The following is a 17,934-nucleotide window of genomic DNA, read 5'->3' on the forward strand; positions in this document are numbered from 1 at the left end:
TGAAGGTCCTAGTTTAAGCCCAATATTTGTTTACCTTGTTTAAAGGTAATATCAACTGGAATTTGTGCATCTGACAGCTTCTGCAAATCGGCGGCTAAATCAGGCTTAATAACACCCATCGTTGTCACCATCTCAGATACGCCCGCGTAGTCTCCATCTCCCTGTAGCACAAGAATTTTGTTTGAAAGAGCATCTATTGCCTTTCCCATTTTTTCAATGTCGACTAAATACAAGCCTTCTTCATTGCGTTTGAACGCACCTTCTTGGTTGAAAAAGTTAAACCTAACCATGTTTGCTTTGCCATGCGCACTTGATGCACCGAAACGAATTGATCGAAAAATACCAGCCATAAAAGTCACATAGTAATCTTCCAACACCCCTTCAGTTATTGCGCCCTTTTCTAGCAACTGTCGCACCATATAAAGGCCTAATATATCGGCTTTACCTTCCTCTAAGGCTGAAGAATGTTCTTTTAATGCCTGTCTAACAGTGCCTTCACCACTTAATAGGTTTTTGATACCTAATCCATGAGCGACTTCATGAAACATGGTGTTGCCAAAAAAACCGTCAAACGTGACGTGTTTACGTTGCTGTTCAACAATTAATTGTTCTGCAATGGGTAACATGATGAAGTCGAATTTGGCGCGCATGGCATTCTTTAGTTGTAATCGGCGTGTGCCTTTTTGTAATTGTACTTCTTCGTCATTTGGCAAATTTATTGCAATGGTTTTGCTACCGGCATTTGAATGCCCCGCATAATAGATAACGTCATACGCATTTAAATCCGCATCTGTGCCAGGCATCTGAGCTTTATAAGCGTCATCAACGGGTAAGCCTTTTTGTAATTCAGGAAGGTAAGTGGCGTACTTCGCTAGTTTTTCACTCCAAGATAAGTCTTTTAATAACACGTATGATTCAAAGGCGGCTCTGTAGCCGTATAACTGGTCTTCATAAACCTCAATTGGCCCAATAACGACATCAATAGTGTTTGTTTTCATGTCCATCCAAGCGAAGTCGGATGCCTGATAGTCATCAGTTAGTAAGGCCTTTGCACGCATATTCAAATAGCTGGCAAAGGACTTGTCTTCTGCTAGTGTGGCTGCTTGCTCTAACAGCTTAGCGGCAGCGGTCAATTCTGACTTGTACACTTGTGAATATTTTTGGGTACTCAAATTTCCGTTTTCATCACGAACGACAATAGAGTAAAGGCCTTGTTTATCATCAAAATTAGCGGCTTCGAACTCTTCTTTACTCATATCAGCTGGATAAAATTGTGCGCCTTTTGATTTCTCATCTATCCCGGATAAAAACGCAGTATCGCCGTTCAATCTATCCCATGGACCATAATTAATATCAGCAAAGGCTCTGACCTTAGGATCGACAATGTTGTCTAAAAAGCGAGACTTGTCTTGACCAAACGCTTGTTTCCAAAATAAATCATCCATAATTTTAGATGCATCAATAAGCACGCTCAACATCTTCCTTTGATTGGGGGTATAACTTGATAAATCGGCGGCTAATTCAACGGGGTAATATATGTCGAGTCTTGACTCATCGACGATTAACGTTGATTGCGCAGCAACAGTTGAACGTCCTGCTGGGTTTTCTTGCGTTTCAGTTGTTGATTTTGAACATCCTGTCAATGAAGCAATGACAATAACTGCGATTGTACTGAGGGCAGCAATTTTATATTTATGCATGATTTGTCCTATTTTATTATTATTGTAATTGATTTTTTACTATTTGAGGCAGGTTTGTAGCATGCATGTATGAGCACTGCCATAACTAAATGTTAAGACAGAATGTCATCTGATTGCAAATGTAACTTTTGGTATTTACGCAGATGTTGTCGCGATTTTCTGATAATTGCAGCAATGCATTTTCAGTGAGATGTGTGGGTCAATTATGGAGTCGTCCACGATCAGTATTTATGAGTAATCTACACTGACGATAGATGTCGTCATGCTTTTATCATGAAAACGCCTTCCAAAATCCTGTTTTGCTTTCTGTTAAGCCGAGAGATCGGGAAATATGGTATTGGTTTGTACTTGCTTTAGTCCCCAGTGATGCTGTAAACCTTTGGCAATCCACTCTCTCACATCGGATGTAGGCATTAAATCTCTAGCTTCAAATAAGTGATCCTGGGAAAGTCCAGGCCACTTACCTAAGACTTGACCCCCTTGCGGAATATTACCGCCAAGCATAAATAAACAGCTTGCCGTGCCATGATCTGTCCCGGCCGTGCCATTTAGTGCAACGGTTCTGCCAAATTCCGTTGTTACTATCACTAATGTATCCTTAAACGATTGTCCGAGTCCGTCTTGTAAAGACTGTATGCCTTTATCAAGCAGCGTAAATTGCCGCTGTAGACGGCCAGCTTGGTTATTGTGAGTATCCCAGCCACCGAGCTCAAGCATAGCGCAATTAATGTTGTCGTCATTTTGCAGTATTTTACCGCAATTATTTGCTAACAGCGTAAACTTTGGTCGTGTTTTGCCTGTCGACATCATATTTGGGTTATCGCGCTGCTCCTTTGCTTGCTGCAACAACAGTGTTAATTCCTCGTCGTTCTCATACAAGTGTTCTAGTCGGTCGAGTAGATCATCGTCGGCGGCTTTAAAATTGGATGGATACCATGTAATTGCTGAGGGCTCTTTATTCGCTGAGGGCTTTTTATTCGCTGAGGGCTCCTCATTCGCTGAGGGCTCTACACCCGCGCGCAAGGCGATAGGGATGGTGCGAGAAATAGCGAGCCCTTGACCGTGGTATTGATCTAGGGCTCTTGCCATCCAACCATTTTCGTGATCAATGTCGTTTAGGCCGCTTTCCATCTGGTCTTGCGCGTCAAAGTGCGACCGTTTCCTATAGCCACTAGCGACCGCAATTACTGGGGAAAATTGTTTATTTTTGTATAACTGGTGCAAATGCTTAAACGCGGGGTGCAAGGCAAAACCATTGTCTAAGGGTAGCAGAGACCCTGTAATATCACTGAGAATATTCGCACGATAAGCGAAGTAGTCGGGGTCAAAAGCCGGAATAACCGCATGCAGTGAATCCATCGCACCGCGTAACATTATCCAAACCACTTTTTTATTTTTAGTGTCAGTCGCTTGCTTGTCAGTCGCATGTGCGATTGCTGCACCTATTGTGGGAGTGGATAAAAACACACACCCGGCGATTGTTGAGCGTATGAATTCTCTGCGTGGATTTTTTATATTGGTCATCGCATTATCTCCTCAAAAACTCTGGACTCACAAATAACATCGCTAAGCCTTGTTGTTTGCTTTCTGCACGCATTATATGTTGGGCTGTTGAGGAACTCAATAAATCCCCTAACGCCACCTTTGCAACATCAATTGGCGCCATTTTAACTTGTCCTGCGATATGCTCAGCCCATTCAATCCGATTCATAAGGGCAGATGCACTTGCCCAGTCTTGTGCGTTATCAGAAAAACCAGCGGGCGAGCCCGATGAGTAGGGTGCTTGTCCCAATATTTCTAGGTTCTTAAGAATATCTGGTTTGGTGTTGCTAAGTTGGCAAGCTCGCTGCAGTGAAATAACGTATTCTCTGGGGGTTTTGAACTTGCTTGACTTTATCGACCAACTCAATGGGTGTTCGATCATGACTATCATGACACTTGGAATATGACCTTTAGTTTCTACCCAACGTTTTGCCATTTGCTGAACCAGCGTTTGCGGTGGTGAATCAGCTATAAAGTGTTTTGCTATCTTATATGATAGATGCTGTGCAGTTTGATCATGAGTTGCAAGACTGTTAAGCATATCAACAGCTTGCTGGCCGTTATCGCGTGTTGCAGCATAACGTTTGCCTAATAATGTTTTCTCTCCAGGTTCGTGTGCATTTGCTCTAAATACAAAACCCAGTGCTTCGCGCTTTTTCCTACCCCCAATACCCCAACCGGTTAAGGATTTTGAAAGGGCCTGCACGTCGCTTTGTGTATAACCGCCATTAACCCCCAAGGTGTGCAACTCTAAAATTTCGCGACCTAAGTTTTCATTCAATCCACGTTTTTGGCGTTTCAGGCCAAGTGCTGAGTTAGGCCCAATTGAACTCTCATTATTCAAGTAATATAACATCGCTGGATGCCGGGTAACTGACACTAACATGTCGGCAAAATAACCATTTAGATGCGGCGCTATCGCTTCAGATTCTAATGTGGGGGCGATTGTTCGCATGTTCGCATTGGTATTACTAAGACTAAAGTGGTTAGCGAAAAAGTCTTGTAGCCGAGCTTGCAATGGTTGTTTGGTTTGAATCGCTTGCCGTATGATTTGTGCACTGAGCCTTTTGCTACTGTTGATCATTTCTCGACGTTTGTCTTTGAGCGACGTTATCGCTTTATTATTTTGCGCAGATTGCTGTGTCGTTTTTCTATCATGTCGGTAGGCGAATATATTTTTGAGGGCCTGTTCACTTGTCCATTTAGGGTTTTGAATAGAATAATCACGGAGCTGATTTAATAACCATTTTTTTGGATCTTGAATATTCATCTTTGCTAAGGCAGGTGTTGCACCATAACCAAAACGGTTAAACGCGATGTACAGGGAACTTTTTTGCATATTCTACTCAAAAAATTTAATGCTCTTATTCGGACGGCTGATAGACCAGCCCACTAGACTCAAAATAGTTACCTTTGCAGCATACTGCTAGCTACTGTAAACGACAATCTACATTACACTATCTTTACACTTTACTTTTATCGTAGGTTTTCGCTTGATATTTGAGTGTTTTAGGGACCTCTACGGTAGCTATTTCAACGACCTTTACAGTAATTAATTGGATAATTAAGTCGCTATCGCTCGTCATGTTAACAACCCTATTCAAATTTGGGTTATTATCAAGATTAGTTATCGCAAAACAGTTATTACAACACAGTTATCGTTACTGCTAGGAAACCGCTAATTACTATGCCTACTATTGAATTTGATGCACCAAAAGAACTCCAATACGTCTATCTTGTGGGGGGGGCGGTGCGCGATAAACTGTTAGGCGTTGCCAGCAACGATAGAGATTTTGTGGTGGTAGGTGAAAGCACAGAAAAATTGGAAGGTCTCGGCTTTCAATCAGTCGGTGATGATTTTCCAGTTTATCTCCACCCTAAAACAAAAGAAGAATATGCGCTAGCAAGAACTGAACGTAAAACAGGTAAAGGATATCGGGGGTTTGCGGCAGATTCAAATAAAAACATTACCTTGGAAGACGACTTAGCGCGCCGCGATCTAACGATTAACTCAATGGCAATGGATAAGTATGGACGCATTTTTGACCCTTATAATGGTCAAGATGATCTTAGCAATAAAGTGTTAAAACATACTACTGAATCATTCGCTGAGGATCCTGTCAGAGTATTGAGAGTGGCTCGTTTTTATGCGCGTTTAGGACCACAATGGCAAATCCATGAGTCAACAAAACAGCTCATGTCTGATATGTTTAATAATGGTGAACTAACACACTTGGTAGCAGAGCGGGTATACAAAGAAACGGAGCGGGCATTGATGGAGCCTTACCCGTATTTGTTTTTCGAAACACTGATAGATTTTGGCATTTTCCCAGAGTTGGCAAATATGCGAGGGGTTCCTCAACCCTTTAAACATCATCCTGAGGGAGACGTGTTTGTGCATACGATGCTAGTTTTGCAGCGTTCAGCGGATTTACACTTTGACTTACCGACCAGATTTGCGGCGTTAACTCATGATTTTGGTAAGCCCGTAGCGTTTGCAAGATATGCAAAATTGTACCAACATGAACAGCTCGGAATTGAGGTCATTGAGCGTTTTTGTCAGCGCTTAAAAATACCTAAGAAACTCACAGAAATAGCCAAGCTGACGAGTGATAACCACACTAAATGTCACAGAATTAGAGAGTTAACACCTAAAAAACTACATGTTTTTTTAATTGATAATATGAACGTACTGAAAAATGAGCTTCGATTCTTTCAATTCTTAGATGCTTGTCGGTGTGACGCTCAAGGGAGAGGGCCTACATTGGTTAATAAACCTTATCCGCAGTCTGACATTGCAAAGTCGTATTTGTTATCGTTAAAAAAGCTTGATACAAAAAAAATAGTTAAACAGGCCATGCTAAATGGCTGCGTAGGCGAGCAAATTAGCGATGAGCTACGCATTGCTGAAATAGAGAATATTCGCGTTCATCAAATGAGCATGGGGCAGTAATGAGCGAAATAGATGATTTCGTCGCACCGTAACCTTTGTCGTTAATACAAATCTAACGACCCCATTAAAATTAAACATAGCTTGAGGTTGATGTCACCTCCGCTGTTATAAATAAATGCAAGGTAAGTCATGAAACCAATATGTCGATATTCACTTTCGAAGCTAGCTCTTTTTTCAATCGGACTTAGTATTTTATCAAGTCAAGCAATTGCATCAATAGACGTATCCAATGCGGGTTATTTTCGAACCCCTAGTATTCACCATAATACAATTGTATTTGCTGCTGAAGGCGACTTATGGAGAGTCAATCATCAAAGTGGATTGGTAAAAAATGAAGCGGTGAGATTAACCACCCATTCTGCTGAAGAAATAACGCCCTTCATTTCACCAAATGGTCAACAGGTGGCTTTTTCTGCAAATTATGAAGGTACTATTGAGGTGTATTTAACCTCTGTAACAGGCGGTGCACCAGAACGTATTACGTTTGAAAATAGCCGAGCAATGGTTAAAGGGTGGACCCAAAGCGGAGACATTGTATATGCAACATCGACAACGATTACGGGCCCCGCGAACAGTTGGGTGCTTAAAACAGTCGATCCTAAGACCTTAGTTGTCAATAATATTGAAGTCTCAGATGCGGTAGAAGGCGTTATTGACGATAAAACCAATACACTTTATTTTGTGCAGCACGGCCTGCAAATATCAACGGATAATGCTAATCAATATAAAGGTGGGGCGACGGGTGAGCTGTGGCGGTATGACTTGGATAATGTCGGGGAAGCAACAAAATTAACCGAGGCGCACACCGGATCGGTAAAAAATCCGATGCTGTTTAATCAACACCTCTACTTTATTAGCAACCAAAGCGGCATCGACAACATATGGCGTATGTCACTAAATGGCCAAAACGCTGAACCCGTCACCAAGTATATTGAATGGGGGGTTCGCAGCGCGTCTATGCACAATGGCACAATTGCCTATCAACTTGGTGCAGATATTATTATCTTAGATCTAGTGAAAAATAACAGTGAAAAAGTGAGTATTGCACTCACGTCAGATTTTCCGCATTTGCGTGAACGCTGGATTGAAAAGCCACTTGAGTATCTATCGCAAGTATCATTATCGCCAAAAAGCAATAAAGTAGTTATAACGGCTAGGGGCAGAATTGCCGTCGCAGGGACAGACACTAAAAGACTGGTAGAAATCAATACAAAGCCGACGTCTCGCAGCAGAAATGCAATACTCAATATCGATAATAAATCGGTTTTTGCGTTCAATGATGATAGTGGTGAAAGTGAAGTTTGGCAGTTTTGGCTAGACGGTCAAACAGCGGCAAAAAAATTGACTAATGATGGTAAGACATCACGCTTAAATATGTGGTTGTCGCCTGATGGCTCAAAACTCGCGCATGACACAAAACAGGGTGAGTTGTTCGTGTTAGATATTGAATCGGGTGAAAACACCCTATTACTGAATGACATTGCATCTGGCGTTAGCCGTTTTACCTGGTTCAACGATAACGATACTATCGCGCTTGCTTACGTTAAGTTGGGAAACGAGCGCACGTCAGTGATGCTGCATTCTTTATCACAAGAAAAGTCAGAAACGTTAACCACTCAGAAGTATGAATCATATTCACCCACATTTAGTGCCGACGGTAAGTGGTTGTATTTTTTATCGGATCGAAACTTCAATGCAAACCCGAGTAGTCCATGGGGTGATAGAAACATGGGGACGGCGTTTGATCGTAAGGCAGAAATCTATGCTATTGCATTAAATGCAGCCTCTAAATTTCCATTTGCAGAACCTCAGGAAAGCGTTGGAGCATTGTCTAAAACTGATGGTGTAGTCGTTGAAAAGATGGAAGAGAATGAGGATGACGAGTCCCCAAGTGACGGGCAAGATGAAAGCGATAAGTCACAAGACAAAAAGTTATCTAAGAAAAAGTCTGATACTGATCAAAAAGCATCAATTGAGATTACATGGCAAGGTATTCAAAAAAGACTTTGGAAAGTACCGGTAAGTGCCGGTAATTATTCACAACTGTCTGCGAATGCGCGTTTCTTATACGTCATTGACCAAGTGAATGAACCTAATTCAAGACCTAATTTAAAGTCGATTAGGATTAAACATGACCCCTCTCTAAAAACCTATACATCAGCTATTAGTGCTTACGAACTGTCTATGGATGGTGAATCAATCCTCATACAGAAAGGCCGCCGCGCTGGCATTTCGATGTATGTGGTGTCTGCGGGCTCCATCTTCCCTAGTAATGCGCGAGACAATATGGTGCAGACTCAAGGCTGGAAAATCAGAATTGAGCCTCGTAATGAATGGCGTCAAATATTTAAAGATGCTTGGCTTATGCACAGAGATTCGTTGTTCGAAACAGATATGCGTGGTGTCGATTGGATGGTCACTAAAGCGAAGTATGAACCTTTATTAAAAAGATTAACAGACAGGCGCGAGCTAAACGATATTTTTAAGCAAATGATGGGTGAATTAAATGTACTGCACTCGCAAGTAAGAGGGGGTGACATTATCGACAATGATGAGACCGCTTCCTCGTCTTCGTTAGGTGCTGCTTTTCTCGACTCTGCCGACGGTGTTTTGGTTTCGCATATTTACCTGCACGATCCTGAATTACCAGATGAAGCCTCGCCCTTAGCCAGTCCTGGCGTTAATGCGATGAACGGCGACATCGTGAAAGCAATTAACAATACTGCCATCACAACCGTTGCTGATTTGGTTAAACAACTAAAGTTTCAATCAGGTAAGCAGGTTTTATTAACCTTGGAACGTAATGGTGAACAAATTGACACGATTGTTAAACCAGAATCGAGTGGCAATGAAGGGCGTTATAGATACCGTAATTGGGTATATTCGAACGCAAGTAAAGTTGCTGAGCGAGACCAAGATATCGGTTATTTGCATCTGTATGCGATGACAGGAAGCGATCTGTCCACCTTCGCGAAGGAGTTTTACGCTCAATATAAAAAACAGGGTTTAATTATTGATGTACGCCGCAACAGAGGCGGTAATATCGATAGTATTATTATTGAAAAACTATTAAGACGCGCATGGTCATTTTGGCAAAGCACCAATGGTCAACGTTCGACCAATATGCAGCAAGCCTTTCGAGGCCATTTGGTGGTGTTAGCTGATGAGTTCACTTATTCAGATGGTGAAACATTTACTGCGGGAATTAAAGCCTTAGATTTAGGCACTGTAATTGGAAAACAAACCGCAGGTGCTGGTGTTTGGCTCAGTGGCGGTAACTCCGTTGTTGACGGCGGTATAGCAAGGGTAGCTGAATTCCCGGTATTTGCTATGGATGGGCGGTGGATCACAGAAGGACGTGGTATTTCCCCTGACATTGAAGTCAACAATATGCCCCACGCTACATATACAGGCATTGATGCGCAGTTAAATAAAGGCATTGCTTATTTACAAGAAAAAATTAAAGAGCGACCTATTCCTGAATACAAAGCGAAACCATTTCCTCCAGTAGATGCGACAGCGGACGACATTAAATGAAAAAAGCCTTGCTAGCTATATTTCTCGTTTTAGGCTCAGTAACACTGATTATGTGGGTAATCTCACCGGTTAGGCCGGTGGCATGGTCACCCGATCCGGATGATGGCTTAACGGGTGTCTATACACCAAACGATGCACTCTTCGATCGAGATAGTGTTGCTATGCAACAGCAGTTTTTGCTCGATGTCGGCAAAGGTCCTGAAGATATCGTTATTGGTGAAGATGGCTATTTGTATACGGGCTATGATGATGGCCGAATTGTGCGGGCGCCGGTGGCGGACATATTGGCAGCGTATAGTAACTCGAGCAAGTCTTCTAGCGCGCAAAATTCATCCTCTCGTGATATCGCTTTTGATGAGTTTGCTAATACCCAAGGGCGACCCTTAGGTTTGCGCTTTGATGCTGCTGGCAACTTAATCGTTGCCGATGCAGTCAAGGGTATATTATCTATTGATAAACAGCGCAATATACGTGTTTTAGTTGATGAATATGAGGGTAAAAAACTACTTTTTGTTGACCATCTTGACATTGCCAATGACGGGACTATTTGGTTTAGTGATGCATCGACTAGGTTCGATATGCTTAATTTTGTTTATGACTTTTTGGAAGCAAGTTCAACAGGCAGATTATTGAGCTACAATCCTACATCGGGCGAAACACGCTTAAGAATGGATAATCTGTTTTTTGCCAATGGCGTTGCCGTTGGTCCCGATGATGAATTTGTGCTAATAAATGAAACAGGTAGAGCGAAAATTCATCGTTTGTGGTTGCAAGGGGATAAAGCCGGCAGCCGTGATATTTTCATGGAGCAGCTTCCAGCAATGCCAGATAATTTATACTTCAAAGACGGCATCTTTTGGGTTTCACTCGTTACCTTACGCGACCCTTTGGTTGAAGGCTTAGCACAAAGCCCGTCGTTACGAAGGCTCATCGGCGGCGTACCTAAGAGCCTATTAAAAGCCAGTTCTCACTATGGTTTTGTGATTGGTGTGACACCTGAAGGCGACGTCATTCAAAACCTGCAATCAGCAAAAGGTTATCAAAGCATCACTACGGCAATAGAATTTCAAGGTCATTTATTTTTAGGCTCTCTAGACAACAACAGTATAGCGGTTATCAAAATAGACTGACGACTTTGTGGATAAAGCTTGGCGTCTTATTTTTTGGCGTCTGGGCGGTATTTTTTAACCATGCCTTGTAGAAAGTTTCTTAGAAGCTGATCGCCACAAGCCTTGTAGCTGCGATGATCAGGTTTGCGAAACAGCGCCGATAGCTCACCTTTACTAAATCGAAAATTTGCATACTTAAGGACTTCAATCATATCGTCATCGCGATATGACATCGCAATTCTAATTTTACGCAGTATTTCGTTGTTACTTAAACGCTCTTCGCCTTTCAGCACTTGAAGCTCAACACCTTCTTGCTTGCCGCGTCTTTTAATAATTAAGCCGTCTAAAAACAAAGAAATGATTTTGTCGCGACAAAGAATAAAGCCAGGTTCCTCTTCCTTTTTCATTATTCTCTGTAAATATTCGGTTTCCATGTCGTAATTGGCCAACTTAAATAGGTCGATAGCAGAACCATCGTTAAGTTTCAGGGCGAAACGTAAGCGGCGTAGAACGTCATTGTGGATCATAATTTACTTGTCACGGAATAAAAAATGCGAGTATATACTATGGGTTAGCAACTTTATACCGCTTATCAATCTCAAGCAGCCTAAATGAAAGCCATTCATCCGCTATTCTTGGTTTAATAAACAGCAATAATCATGTATAGTGCGCGCGATTTTCAATAATCGTGCGCAACGCTTTTTGCCACGTTAATAATTTTTTATATTCGGACGTTTCTTTGATTACTACAGCAAACATTACCATGCAGTTTGGCGCCAAGCCACTTTTCGAAAACATATCAGCTAAATTCGGTAACGGCAACCGTTACGGACTCATCGGTGCAAATGGCTGTGGTAAATCTACCTTGATGAAAATCATGACAGGCGAGCTTCAACCGACTTCAGGTAACATATCTATCACGCCAGGTGAAAGATTAGGAACCTTAAGCCAGGATCAATATGCTTTTGAGAAGTTTTCAGTTGTTGACGCAGTTATCATGGGGGACGCTGGTCTTTGGGAAGTGAAACAAGAAAGAGACCGAATTTACTCCTTACCAGAAATGTCTGAAGATGACGGCATGAAGGTAGCAGACTTGGAGTCAGAATTTGCTGAAATGGATGGTTATACTGCCGAAGCAAGAGCAATAGAGCTGTTAGTAGAAGCTGGCATTCATCAAAAGTACCACTTCGGCTTAATGTCTGAGGTTGCGCCAGGTTTGAAGTTGAGAGTACTTATTGCTCAAGCGTTATTTTCAAACCCAGATATTTTGCTTTTGGACGAACCAACTAACAACTTGGATATTTACACCATTAAGTGGTTAGAAGACGTTCTGAACCAACGTAAATGTACAATGGTAATAGTATCCCACGATCGTCACTTCTTAAACTCAGTTTGCACACACATGGCCGATATAGACTTTGGTGAATTACGCATTTACCCTGGAAACTATGAATCATATATGGCGGCCGCTGCATTAGCGCAAGAACAAATACATCGTGAAAATGATAAAAAATCCATTGAAATCGGAGAGCTTCAAGGTTTCGTTGCGCGCTTCTCTGCAAATGCCTCGAAAGCGAAGCAAGCGTCATCTAGGGCCAAAAAATTAGAAAAAATCGAATTAACTGAAGTTGTTTCTTCAAGCCGGCAAACACCGTTTATTAATTATAAGCAGCATAGAAAACTGCATCGTTTAGCACTTGAATTAACCAATATAACGCATGGTTTTGATGGCGAAACGCTATTCAAGAGTAATGAAATTCTCCTAGAAGCGGGTTCAAAATTAGCCGTTATTGGTGAAAATGGAGCGGGTAAAACGACATTTTTGCGTTGTTTAATGGACGAATTAAAAGTCAATGGCGGGATTGTGAAATGGTCAGAAAACGCGACTATTGGTTACTGTCCGCAAGACACCACTGAGGACTTTTCGGCTGACATTACTTTATTTGATTGGATGTCTAAATGGCGAACGCCAAAACATGATGATTTGGCTGTTAGAGCCATATTAGGTCGCTTATTATTTACCTCTGATGACGTAAACAAAAAAGTAAATGTGTGTTCAGGTGGTGAAAAAAATAGACTCATGTTTGGTAAGTTGATGATGTTAGATATTAATGTACTTATTATGGATGAACCTACAAATCACATGGACATGGAGGCGATTGAAGCACTCAATAAAGCATTGAAAAACTTCGACGGTACACTTATTTTTGTTAGCCACGACAGGGAATTTGTGTCAACGTTGGCAACCAGCATCATTGAAGTTAAAGACGAAAAACTTAATTACTTCAAAGGGACTTACGATGAGTACACAAGTCTTTCTCGCTAGTTCAGACTAGCTCATTACAGGCTATTTAGTGTGTATTAAAAACGGTCATTTCGATATCGAAATGACCGTTTTTTTTGTCAGCAACATTTAGAAACTAATTAAACCGCTTATTTATCCATCATTTGTTTAAATTTCATTCGGACGCTGGTATTTTAATATTGTTGTAAACAGTCATCTTACGAACTAACTTATCGTTGTTTGTCTGATTTTTTCACAAAAGCGATTTATAAAGTGACCTACATAGTGATCTATAAAATAATGATAAACGGTTGAAGAGGACGCGATGTTAAGTATCTCAGGTATTACAAAAACGTATGACAATGGCGTGAAAGCATTAAATGATGTGAACATCACTATTCCTAACGGTCTGTTTGGTTTGTTAGGCCCCAATGGAGCAGGTAAGTCGTCGTTAATGAGAACCATAGCAACACTGCAACCGGCCGATGCAGGGACTATTACCTTTGATGGTATCGATGTGTTGTCGCAACCTAACGAGCTGCGTCAACGTTTAGGTTATTTGCCTCAGGACTTTGGTGTTTATCCGCGTATTAGTGCTTATGATTTACTCGATCATTTGGCTATTTTAAAAGGCATTGCGAACAAACCAGAACGCCAAGAGGCAGTCAACGGTTTGCTAGCTCATGTAAATCTTTTTCAACATCGCAGAAATGCAGTGAGCGGATTTTCAGGCGGAATGCGGCAACGCTTTGGTATCGCCCAAGCCTTGCTGGGTAATCCTGACCTACTTATTGTAGATGAGCCAACCGCAGGGCTAGATCCAGAAGAGCGCAATCGTTTTCATAACTTGTTGGTAACACTGGGGGAGGATAAAGTCATCATCTTATCTACCCACATAGTGGATGATGTGTCTGAATTGTGTGCTGATATGGCGGTACTAGGTGCTGGCGAAATACTATTGCAAGGGAATCCAATTGAAGTAACCAATAACCTCGCTGGGAAAATTTGGCGAAAAATTGTCAGCATGGATGAAGCAAAGGAAATTGAAGCCAACATGGCATTGATATCAAAACGCTTGTTTGCAGGCAGAACCGTCGTTCATGTCATGGCCAACACATCACCTGAGGGCTTTGAATCTGCGCCAGCAAATTTAGAAGATGTGTACTTTTCTACCTTACATCAACAACGCACTAGCGCGATTTAAGGGACTATCATGTTTTTAAAAATGCTCGCGTTTGAATGGCGTTATTACATCAAACAACCTTCTTTTATTGTCACCTGTTTGGTGTTTTTCTTACTGCCTTTTTTAATCATGACTATCGAAGAAGTGACTGCTGGGGGGGGCGGAAATACGCATTTAAATAGCCCTTATGTGATTGCCAATACGATGCTCACTTTTGGCCTCTTTGCCATGTTTGTGGTGGTCAATTTCGTTGCCAATACAGCCAGTCGAAATGACACCTCCATGATGTCAGAAATTATCTGTACGAAACCGATCCCGCCAATGTCTTATCAACTTGGGCGCTTTTTTGGTGCGTTTCTTGTTTGCGTGAGCGTGTTTTTGATGGTGCCACTTGCCCTGCTTATTGGTTCTCTAATGCCATGGTTGGATCAAGAGAGGTTGGGAGAATTCAACCTCGTGTCTTACCTTGCTCCTTTTCTTATTTATTCAGTCACCACTATTTTTGTTCTATCCACTTTGTTTTATGCCGTAGCATTGCGTTTTCGAAGTATTATGCCGGTGTATCTTACTGCGTTAGGATTGTTGATCATCTACGTTGTATCATCGGCAATTTTCGATGAACCAAATCAACGTCAGATCCTCGCCATTATAGATCCGTTCGGCATCAATACATTCAGCGAAGTAACGAGTTATTGGACCCCATTTGATAAAAACACAATGACGGTGCAGTTGACTTCAGAAGTGATTACTAATAGAGCGCTTTGGATTGCGCTTGGCGTCGCTAGCTTGTTTGGTTTTGGAAAAATATTTTCGCCGTTAACAATGAAGTCGATTAAAGAAAAGAAGAATAAAGACATCACGTTTGTTGAAACACCAACGACAACGCTAAGCAAAGTAAAATACCAATCAGGTTCAGGTATTCAGCAATTTTTGACAAGAACTACATTTGAAATAAAACAAATTGTATTTAGTCCTGCGTTTCCTATTCTTATGTTGTTTTGTGCGTTCAATTTAATTGCTCAGTTTTTTAACCCAATCGGTCTTTATGGCGCGTCGAATTGGCCGTTGACGCAAACCATGGTGCAACTGATTCAGAATGCCTTTGGATTAGTCAATATTATTGTTATTACGTACTACAGCGCTGAAGTGGTTTGGCGTGAACGCACCGTTGGTATGGGCGATATCACTGATAGTATGCCAGTGGCTAACATAACCTTTTGGCTTTCTAAGTTCATTGCGGTTTGCGTAGTGATTATTAGCATATTTTTGATCGGCATACTGGCGTCAATATTTAATCAACTAATTTTAGGTTATAGCAACCTAGATATACTGCAATACGTTGTGTCCTTATTTTACTACACCGCGAGCAGTTTAATTTTGCTAATCGTACTGTCGTTTTGGTTACAAACAATGAGCCCGAGTAAGTACATAGGCATGTTGTTATTTGTGGGCTATTTCTTTGTTTCTATCGTGTTCAGTCAAATAGGCATTGAACATAATATGTTCCAGTATAGTCTGGCACCCATTTTACAATATTCTGACATGAATGGTTATGGTTGGACGTTAACAACGCAAAATTGGTATTTATTGTATTGGTCGTCACTCGCGGTGGTATTAAGTATAGTGAGTTTCAGCTTATGGCATCGTGGTCCGCATAGCCGATTGCGCGCTAGATTTAAGATGCTGCCTTACCAAATAGGCCGAGGTGGCTTTACTGCTATCTCTGTGTGTTTGCTCTTATTTCTTGGCTCGGGTTCAATTATTCATTACAACACAAAAGTGCTGAATAAATTTACCACTCAAAATGAAGCACTCAACGATAGAGAGCTTTATGAAAAAGAATTCGCTAGATTTGAAGATGATCCCACGCCGATTATTATTTCAGTGGATGCTGAAATCGCTATTTTCCCAAGTGCACGTAGGGTTGAAACCATCACCAAAATCATAGTCGAAAATAGAACTAATAAAGCCATCGAAAAATTTTTAGTCAATCACCCCAATTTCAGCCCTGTATCAGAGGTGGAAATTGAAGGCGGTAGTTTGGGTAAAAGAGAGGCGGTTGATGTTGCTTGGTTTATTTTTGATAAACCGATGCAACCGGGTGAAAAGCGCAACGGCACTATTAAAGTTGTGCGTGAGCATAAGGGATTTAAAGACAGGGGCGAGGATACAGAAGTGGTTCGCAATGGTACTTTTATTTCTAACTTTAGCTTGTACCCTTCATTTGGGGTCAATCAGCGCTTTTATATTGGCGATCAACATGAACGCAGAAAACGTGAATTAGGTCCTCCTCAAAGAGCCTATCTACTTGAAGATTCGAGTCGTTACAATGAAAGTTTCTTCGGGCCACAAACGGCTCTAATTGACTTTAAAGCGACCTTGTCCACCAGTACCGATCAGTTTGCTATTGTACCAGGGTACTTGAAAAAGGAATGGGAGCAAGACGGTCGTCGTTATTTTGAATATGCAATGGACAGCCCTATGGTGAATTTCTTTAGTATAATGTCAGCTAAACTTGAGGTTAAGAAAGAAATGCATAACGGTGTTGAAATTGCCGTTTATTATCACCGGGAACATTTTTGGAATGTTCAGCGTATGATTGATTCAAGCAAAGATTCGCTCGACTATTTCACTCAAGCATTTGGTCCCTATCAACACAAGCAACTGCGTATCATTGAGTATCCGGGCTACCGAAGCTTTGCACAAAGCTTTGCCAACACCGTGCCTTATTCGGAAAACATTGGTTTTATCACGGACCTGCGCGACCATAAGGAAATCGATCCTGTTTACTATATAACTGCCCATGAGGTTGCGCACCAATGGTTTGGTCACCAACTGAATGCCGCAAATGTGCAGGGCAGTGCCGTGTTGTCTGAATCACTTTCACAATACGCCGCCTTGATGGTCATGGAGAAGAAATACGGGGAAGAGAAAATACGTAAATTCTTAACCTTCGAGTTGGACAGTTATTTACGTGGAAGAGCCAGTGAAAATCTAGAGGAAATGCCGCTACTGCGAGCAGAAAATCAGCAGTATATTCACTATCGCAAAGGCTCTATTGTTATGATGGCGTTGCGTGACAGAATAGGCGAGCAGAATATGAATAAAGCCTTAAAAGCACTTATTGCCGAATATAAGTTTAGTGATACGGTTCAAGCTACCACGCTTGATTTAGTCGCCGCATTGAAGTCTGTTGCTTTGCAACAGGACCATGCTTTTATCGATACTCAGTTCAATCAAATCAGTATTTATGACTTGAAGATAGTCGATACAGTCGTGAATAAACAAAAAGACGATGAATACAGCGTAACCTTAACGGTGTCGGCAACACAGTTTGAGGCAGATGGTAAAGGTGAAGAAACAGAACAGCCATTCGATGAGTTCGTCGATATAATTTTGTTCAGCGAAGATCCGAATGATTTTAGCATTGAAAATAAGCTAGTTTATCGGCAAAAACACCGTTTAACGTCAGGTCAAAACACGATTACGATCGCGACCAAATCGTCATTTGCTTATGTCGGCATCGATCCCTTTGTCCGCTTTATTGACAGGGACAGCGGTGATAACGTAAGAAAGCTATGATAGCCAACTTTATAAGAAGGACTAAGGTGATGTTAAAACCACTG

General features: G+C 41.6%; 11 protein-coding genes. 6 read left to right on the forward strand and 5 right to left on the reverse strand.

Annotation, left to right across the window (positions count from 1 at the left end; translation table 11 throughout):
• Positions 1-8: 8 nt before the first annotated feature.
• The 4 genes from CXF81_RS03325 to CXF81_RS20465 all read right to left on the reverse strand — a co-directional run bounded on the left by CXF81_RS03325 (position 9) and on the right by CXF81_RS20465 (position 4,828).
• Positions 9-1,700, reverse strand: a complete 1,692-nt coding sequence (locus CXF81_RS03325; protein ID WP_101179957.1) for a Zn-dependent hydrolase — start codon at positions 1,698-1,700, stop codon at positions 9-11.
• Positions 1,701-2,009: 309 nt separating this feature from the next.
• A complete protein-coding gene (locus tag CXF81_RS03330) occupies positions 2,010-3,224 on the reverse strand; it encodes a DUF1501 domain-containing protein (protein WP_101179958.1) in 1,215 nt (404 codons plus the stop codon).
• A gap of 4 nt (positions 3,225-3,228) precedes the next feature.
• Positions 3,229-4,581 (reverse strand): DUF1800 family protein, encoded by a 1,353-nt coding sequence (locus CXF81_RS03335; RefSeq protein WP_101179959.1) that lies wholly within the window; start codon positions 4,579-4,581, stop codon positions 3,229-3,231.
• A gap of 124 nt (positions 4,582-4,705) precedes the next feature.
• Positions 4,706-4,828 (reverse strand): hypothetical protein, encoded by a 123-nt coding sequence (locus CXF81_RS20465; protein WP_255409403.1) that lies wholly within the window; start codon positions 4,826-4,828, stop codon positions 4,706-4,708.
• 101 nt (positions 4,829-4,929) lie between these two features.
• Here CXF81_RS20465 and CXF81_RS03340 point away from each other — a divergent pair, with 101 nt between their 5' ends.
• The 3 genes from CXF81_RS03340 to CXF81_RS03350 all read left to right on the forward strand — a co-directional run bounded on the left by CXF81_RS03340 (position 4,930) and on the right by CXF81_RS03350 (position 10,862).
• Positions 4,930-6,195, forward strand: a complete 1,266-nt coding sequence (locus CXF81_RS03340) for a multifunctional CCA addition/repair protein (RefSeq protein WP_101179960.1) — start codon at positions 4,930-4,932, stop codon at positions 6,193-6,195.
• 129 nt (positions 6,196-6,324) lie between these two features.
• Complete coding sequence (locus CXF81_RS03345) at positions 6,325-9,732, forward strand: S41 family peptidase (protein WP_101179961.1); 3,408 nt, start codon at positions 6,325-6,327, stop codon at positions 9,730-9,732.
• A complete protein-coding gene (locus tag CXF81_RS03350) occupies positions 9,729-10,862 on the forward strand; it encodes an SMP-30/gluconolactonase/LRE family protein (RefSeq protein WP_101179962.1) in 1,134 nt (377 codons plus the stop codon). Before CXF81_RS03345 ends, CXF81_RS03350 begins: the two co-directional genes overlap by 4 nt.
• A 26-nt stretch (positions 10,863-10,888) precedes the next feature.
• Here CXF81_RS03350 and CXF81_RS03355 read toward each other — a convergent pair whose 3' ends face one another.
• Complete coding sequence (locus CXF81_RS03355; RefSeq protein WP_101179963.1) at positions 10,889-11,368, reverse strand: DUF1456 family protein; 480 nt, start codon at positions 11,366-11,368, stop codon at positions 10,889-10,891.
• Positions 11,369-11,580: 212 nt separating this feature from the next.
• Between CXF81_RS03355 and CXF81_RS03360 the strand changes: the two genes are divergently transcribed.
• The 3 genes from CXF81_RS03360 to CXF81_RS03370 all read left to right on the forward strand — a co-directional run bounded on the left by CXF81_RS03360 (position 11,581) and on the right by CXF81_RS03370 (position 17,890).
• On the forward strand, positions 11,581-13,167 hold the full coding sequence (locus CXF81_RS03360) for an ABC-F family ATPase (RefSeq protein WP_101179964.1): 1,587 nt from the start codon (positions 11,581-11,583) through the stop codon (positions 13,165-13,167).
• 283 nt (positions 13,168-13,450) lie between these two features.
• A complete protein-coding gene (locus CXF81_RS03365) occupies positions 13,451-14,329 on the forward strand; it encodes an ABC transporter ATP-binding protein (protein ID WP_101179965.1) in 879 nt (292 codons plus the stop codon).
• 9 nt (positions 14,330-14,338) lie between these two features.
• Complete coding sequence (locus CXF81_RS03370; RefSeq protein WP_101179966.1) at positions 14,339-17,890, forward strand: M1 family aminopeptidase; 3,552 nt, start codon at positions 14,339-14,341, stop codon at positions 17,888-17,890.
• Positions 17,891-17,934: the final 44 nt, after the last annotated feature.

The organism is Glaciecola sp. 33A, assembly GCF_002836745.1.
Taxonomy (GTDB): domain Bacteria; phylum Pseudomonadota; class Gammaproteobacteria; order Enterobacterales; family Alteromonadaceae; genus Glaciecola.

What these genes read in the sequence shown, in the direction of transcription:
- CXF81_RS03335 (WP_101179959.1), bottom strand. Translation starts at nt 4,581, where the DNA reads ATGCAAAAAAGTTCCCTGTACATCGCGTTTAACCGTTTTGGTTATGGT.
- CXF81_RS20465 (WP_255409403.1), bottom strand. Translation starts at nt 4,828, where the DNA reads ATGACGAGCGATAGCGACTTAATTATCCAATTAATTACTGTAAAGGTC.
- CXF81_RS03370 (WP_101179966.1), top strand. Translation starts at nt 14,339, where the DNA reads ATGTTTTTAAAAATGCTCGCGTTTGAATGGCGTTATTACATCAAACAA.
- CXF81_RS03330 (WP_101179958.1), bottom strand. Translation starts at nt 3,224, where the DNA reads ATGACCAATATAAAAAATCCACGCAGAGAATTCATACGCTCAACAATC.
- CXF81_RS03355 (WP_101179963.1), bottom strand. Translation starts at nt 11,368, where the DNA reads ATGATCCACAATGACGTTCTACGCCGCTTACGTTTCGCCCTGAAACTT.
- CXF81_RS03325 (WP_101179957.1), bottom strand. Translation starts at nt 1,700, where the DNA reads ATGCATAAATATAAAATTGCTGCCCTCAGTACAATCGCAGTTATTGTC.
- CXF81_RS03350 (WP_101179962.1), top strand. Translation starts at nt 9,729, where the DNA reads ATGAAAAAAGCCTTGCTAGCTATATTTCTCGTTTTAGGCTCAGTAACA.
- CXF81_RS03365 (WP_101179965.1), top strand. Translation starts at nt 13,451, where the DNA reads ATGTTAAGTATCTCAGGTATTACAAAAACGTATGACAATGGCGTGAAA.
- CXF81_RS03345 (WP_101179961.1), top strand. Translation starts at nt 6,325, where the DNA reads ATGAAACCAATATGTCGATATTCACTTTCGAAGCTAGCTCTTTTTTCA.
- CXF81_RS03340 (WP_101179960.1), top strand. Translation starts at nt 4,930, where the DNA reads ATGCCTACTATTGAATTTGATGCACCAAAAGAACTCCAATACGTCTAT.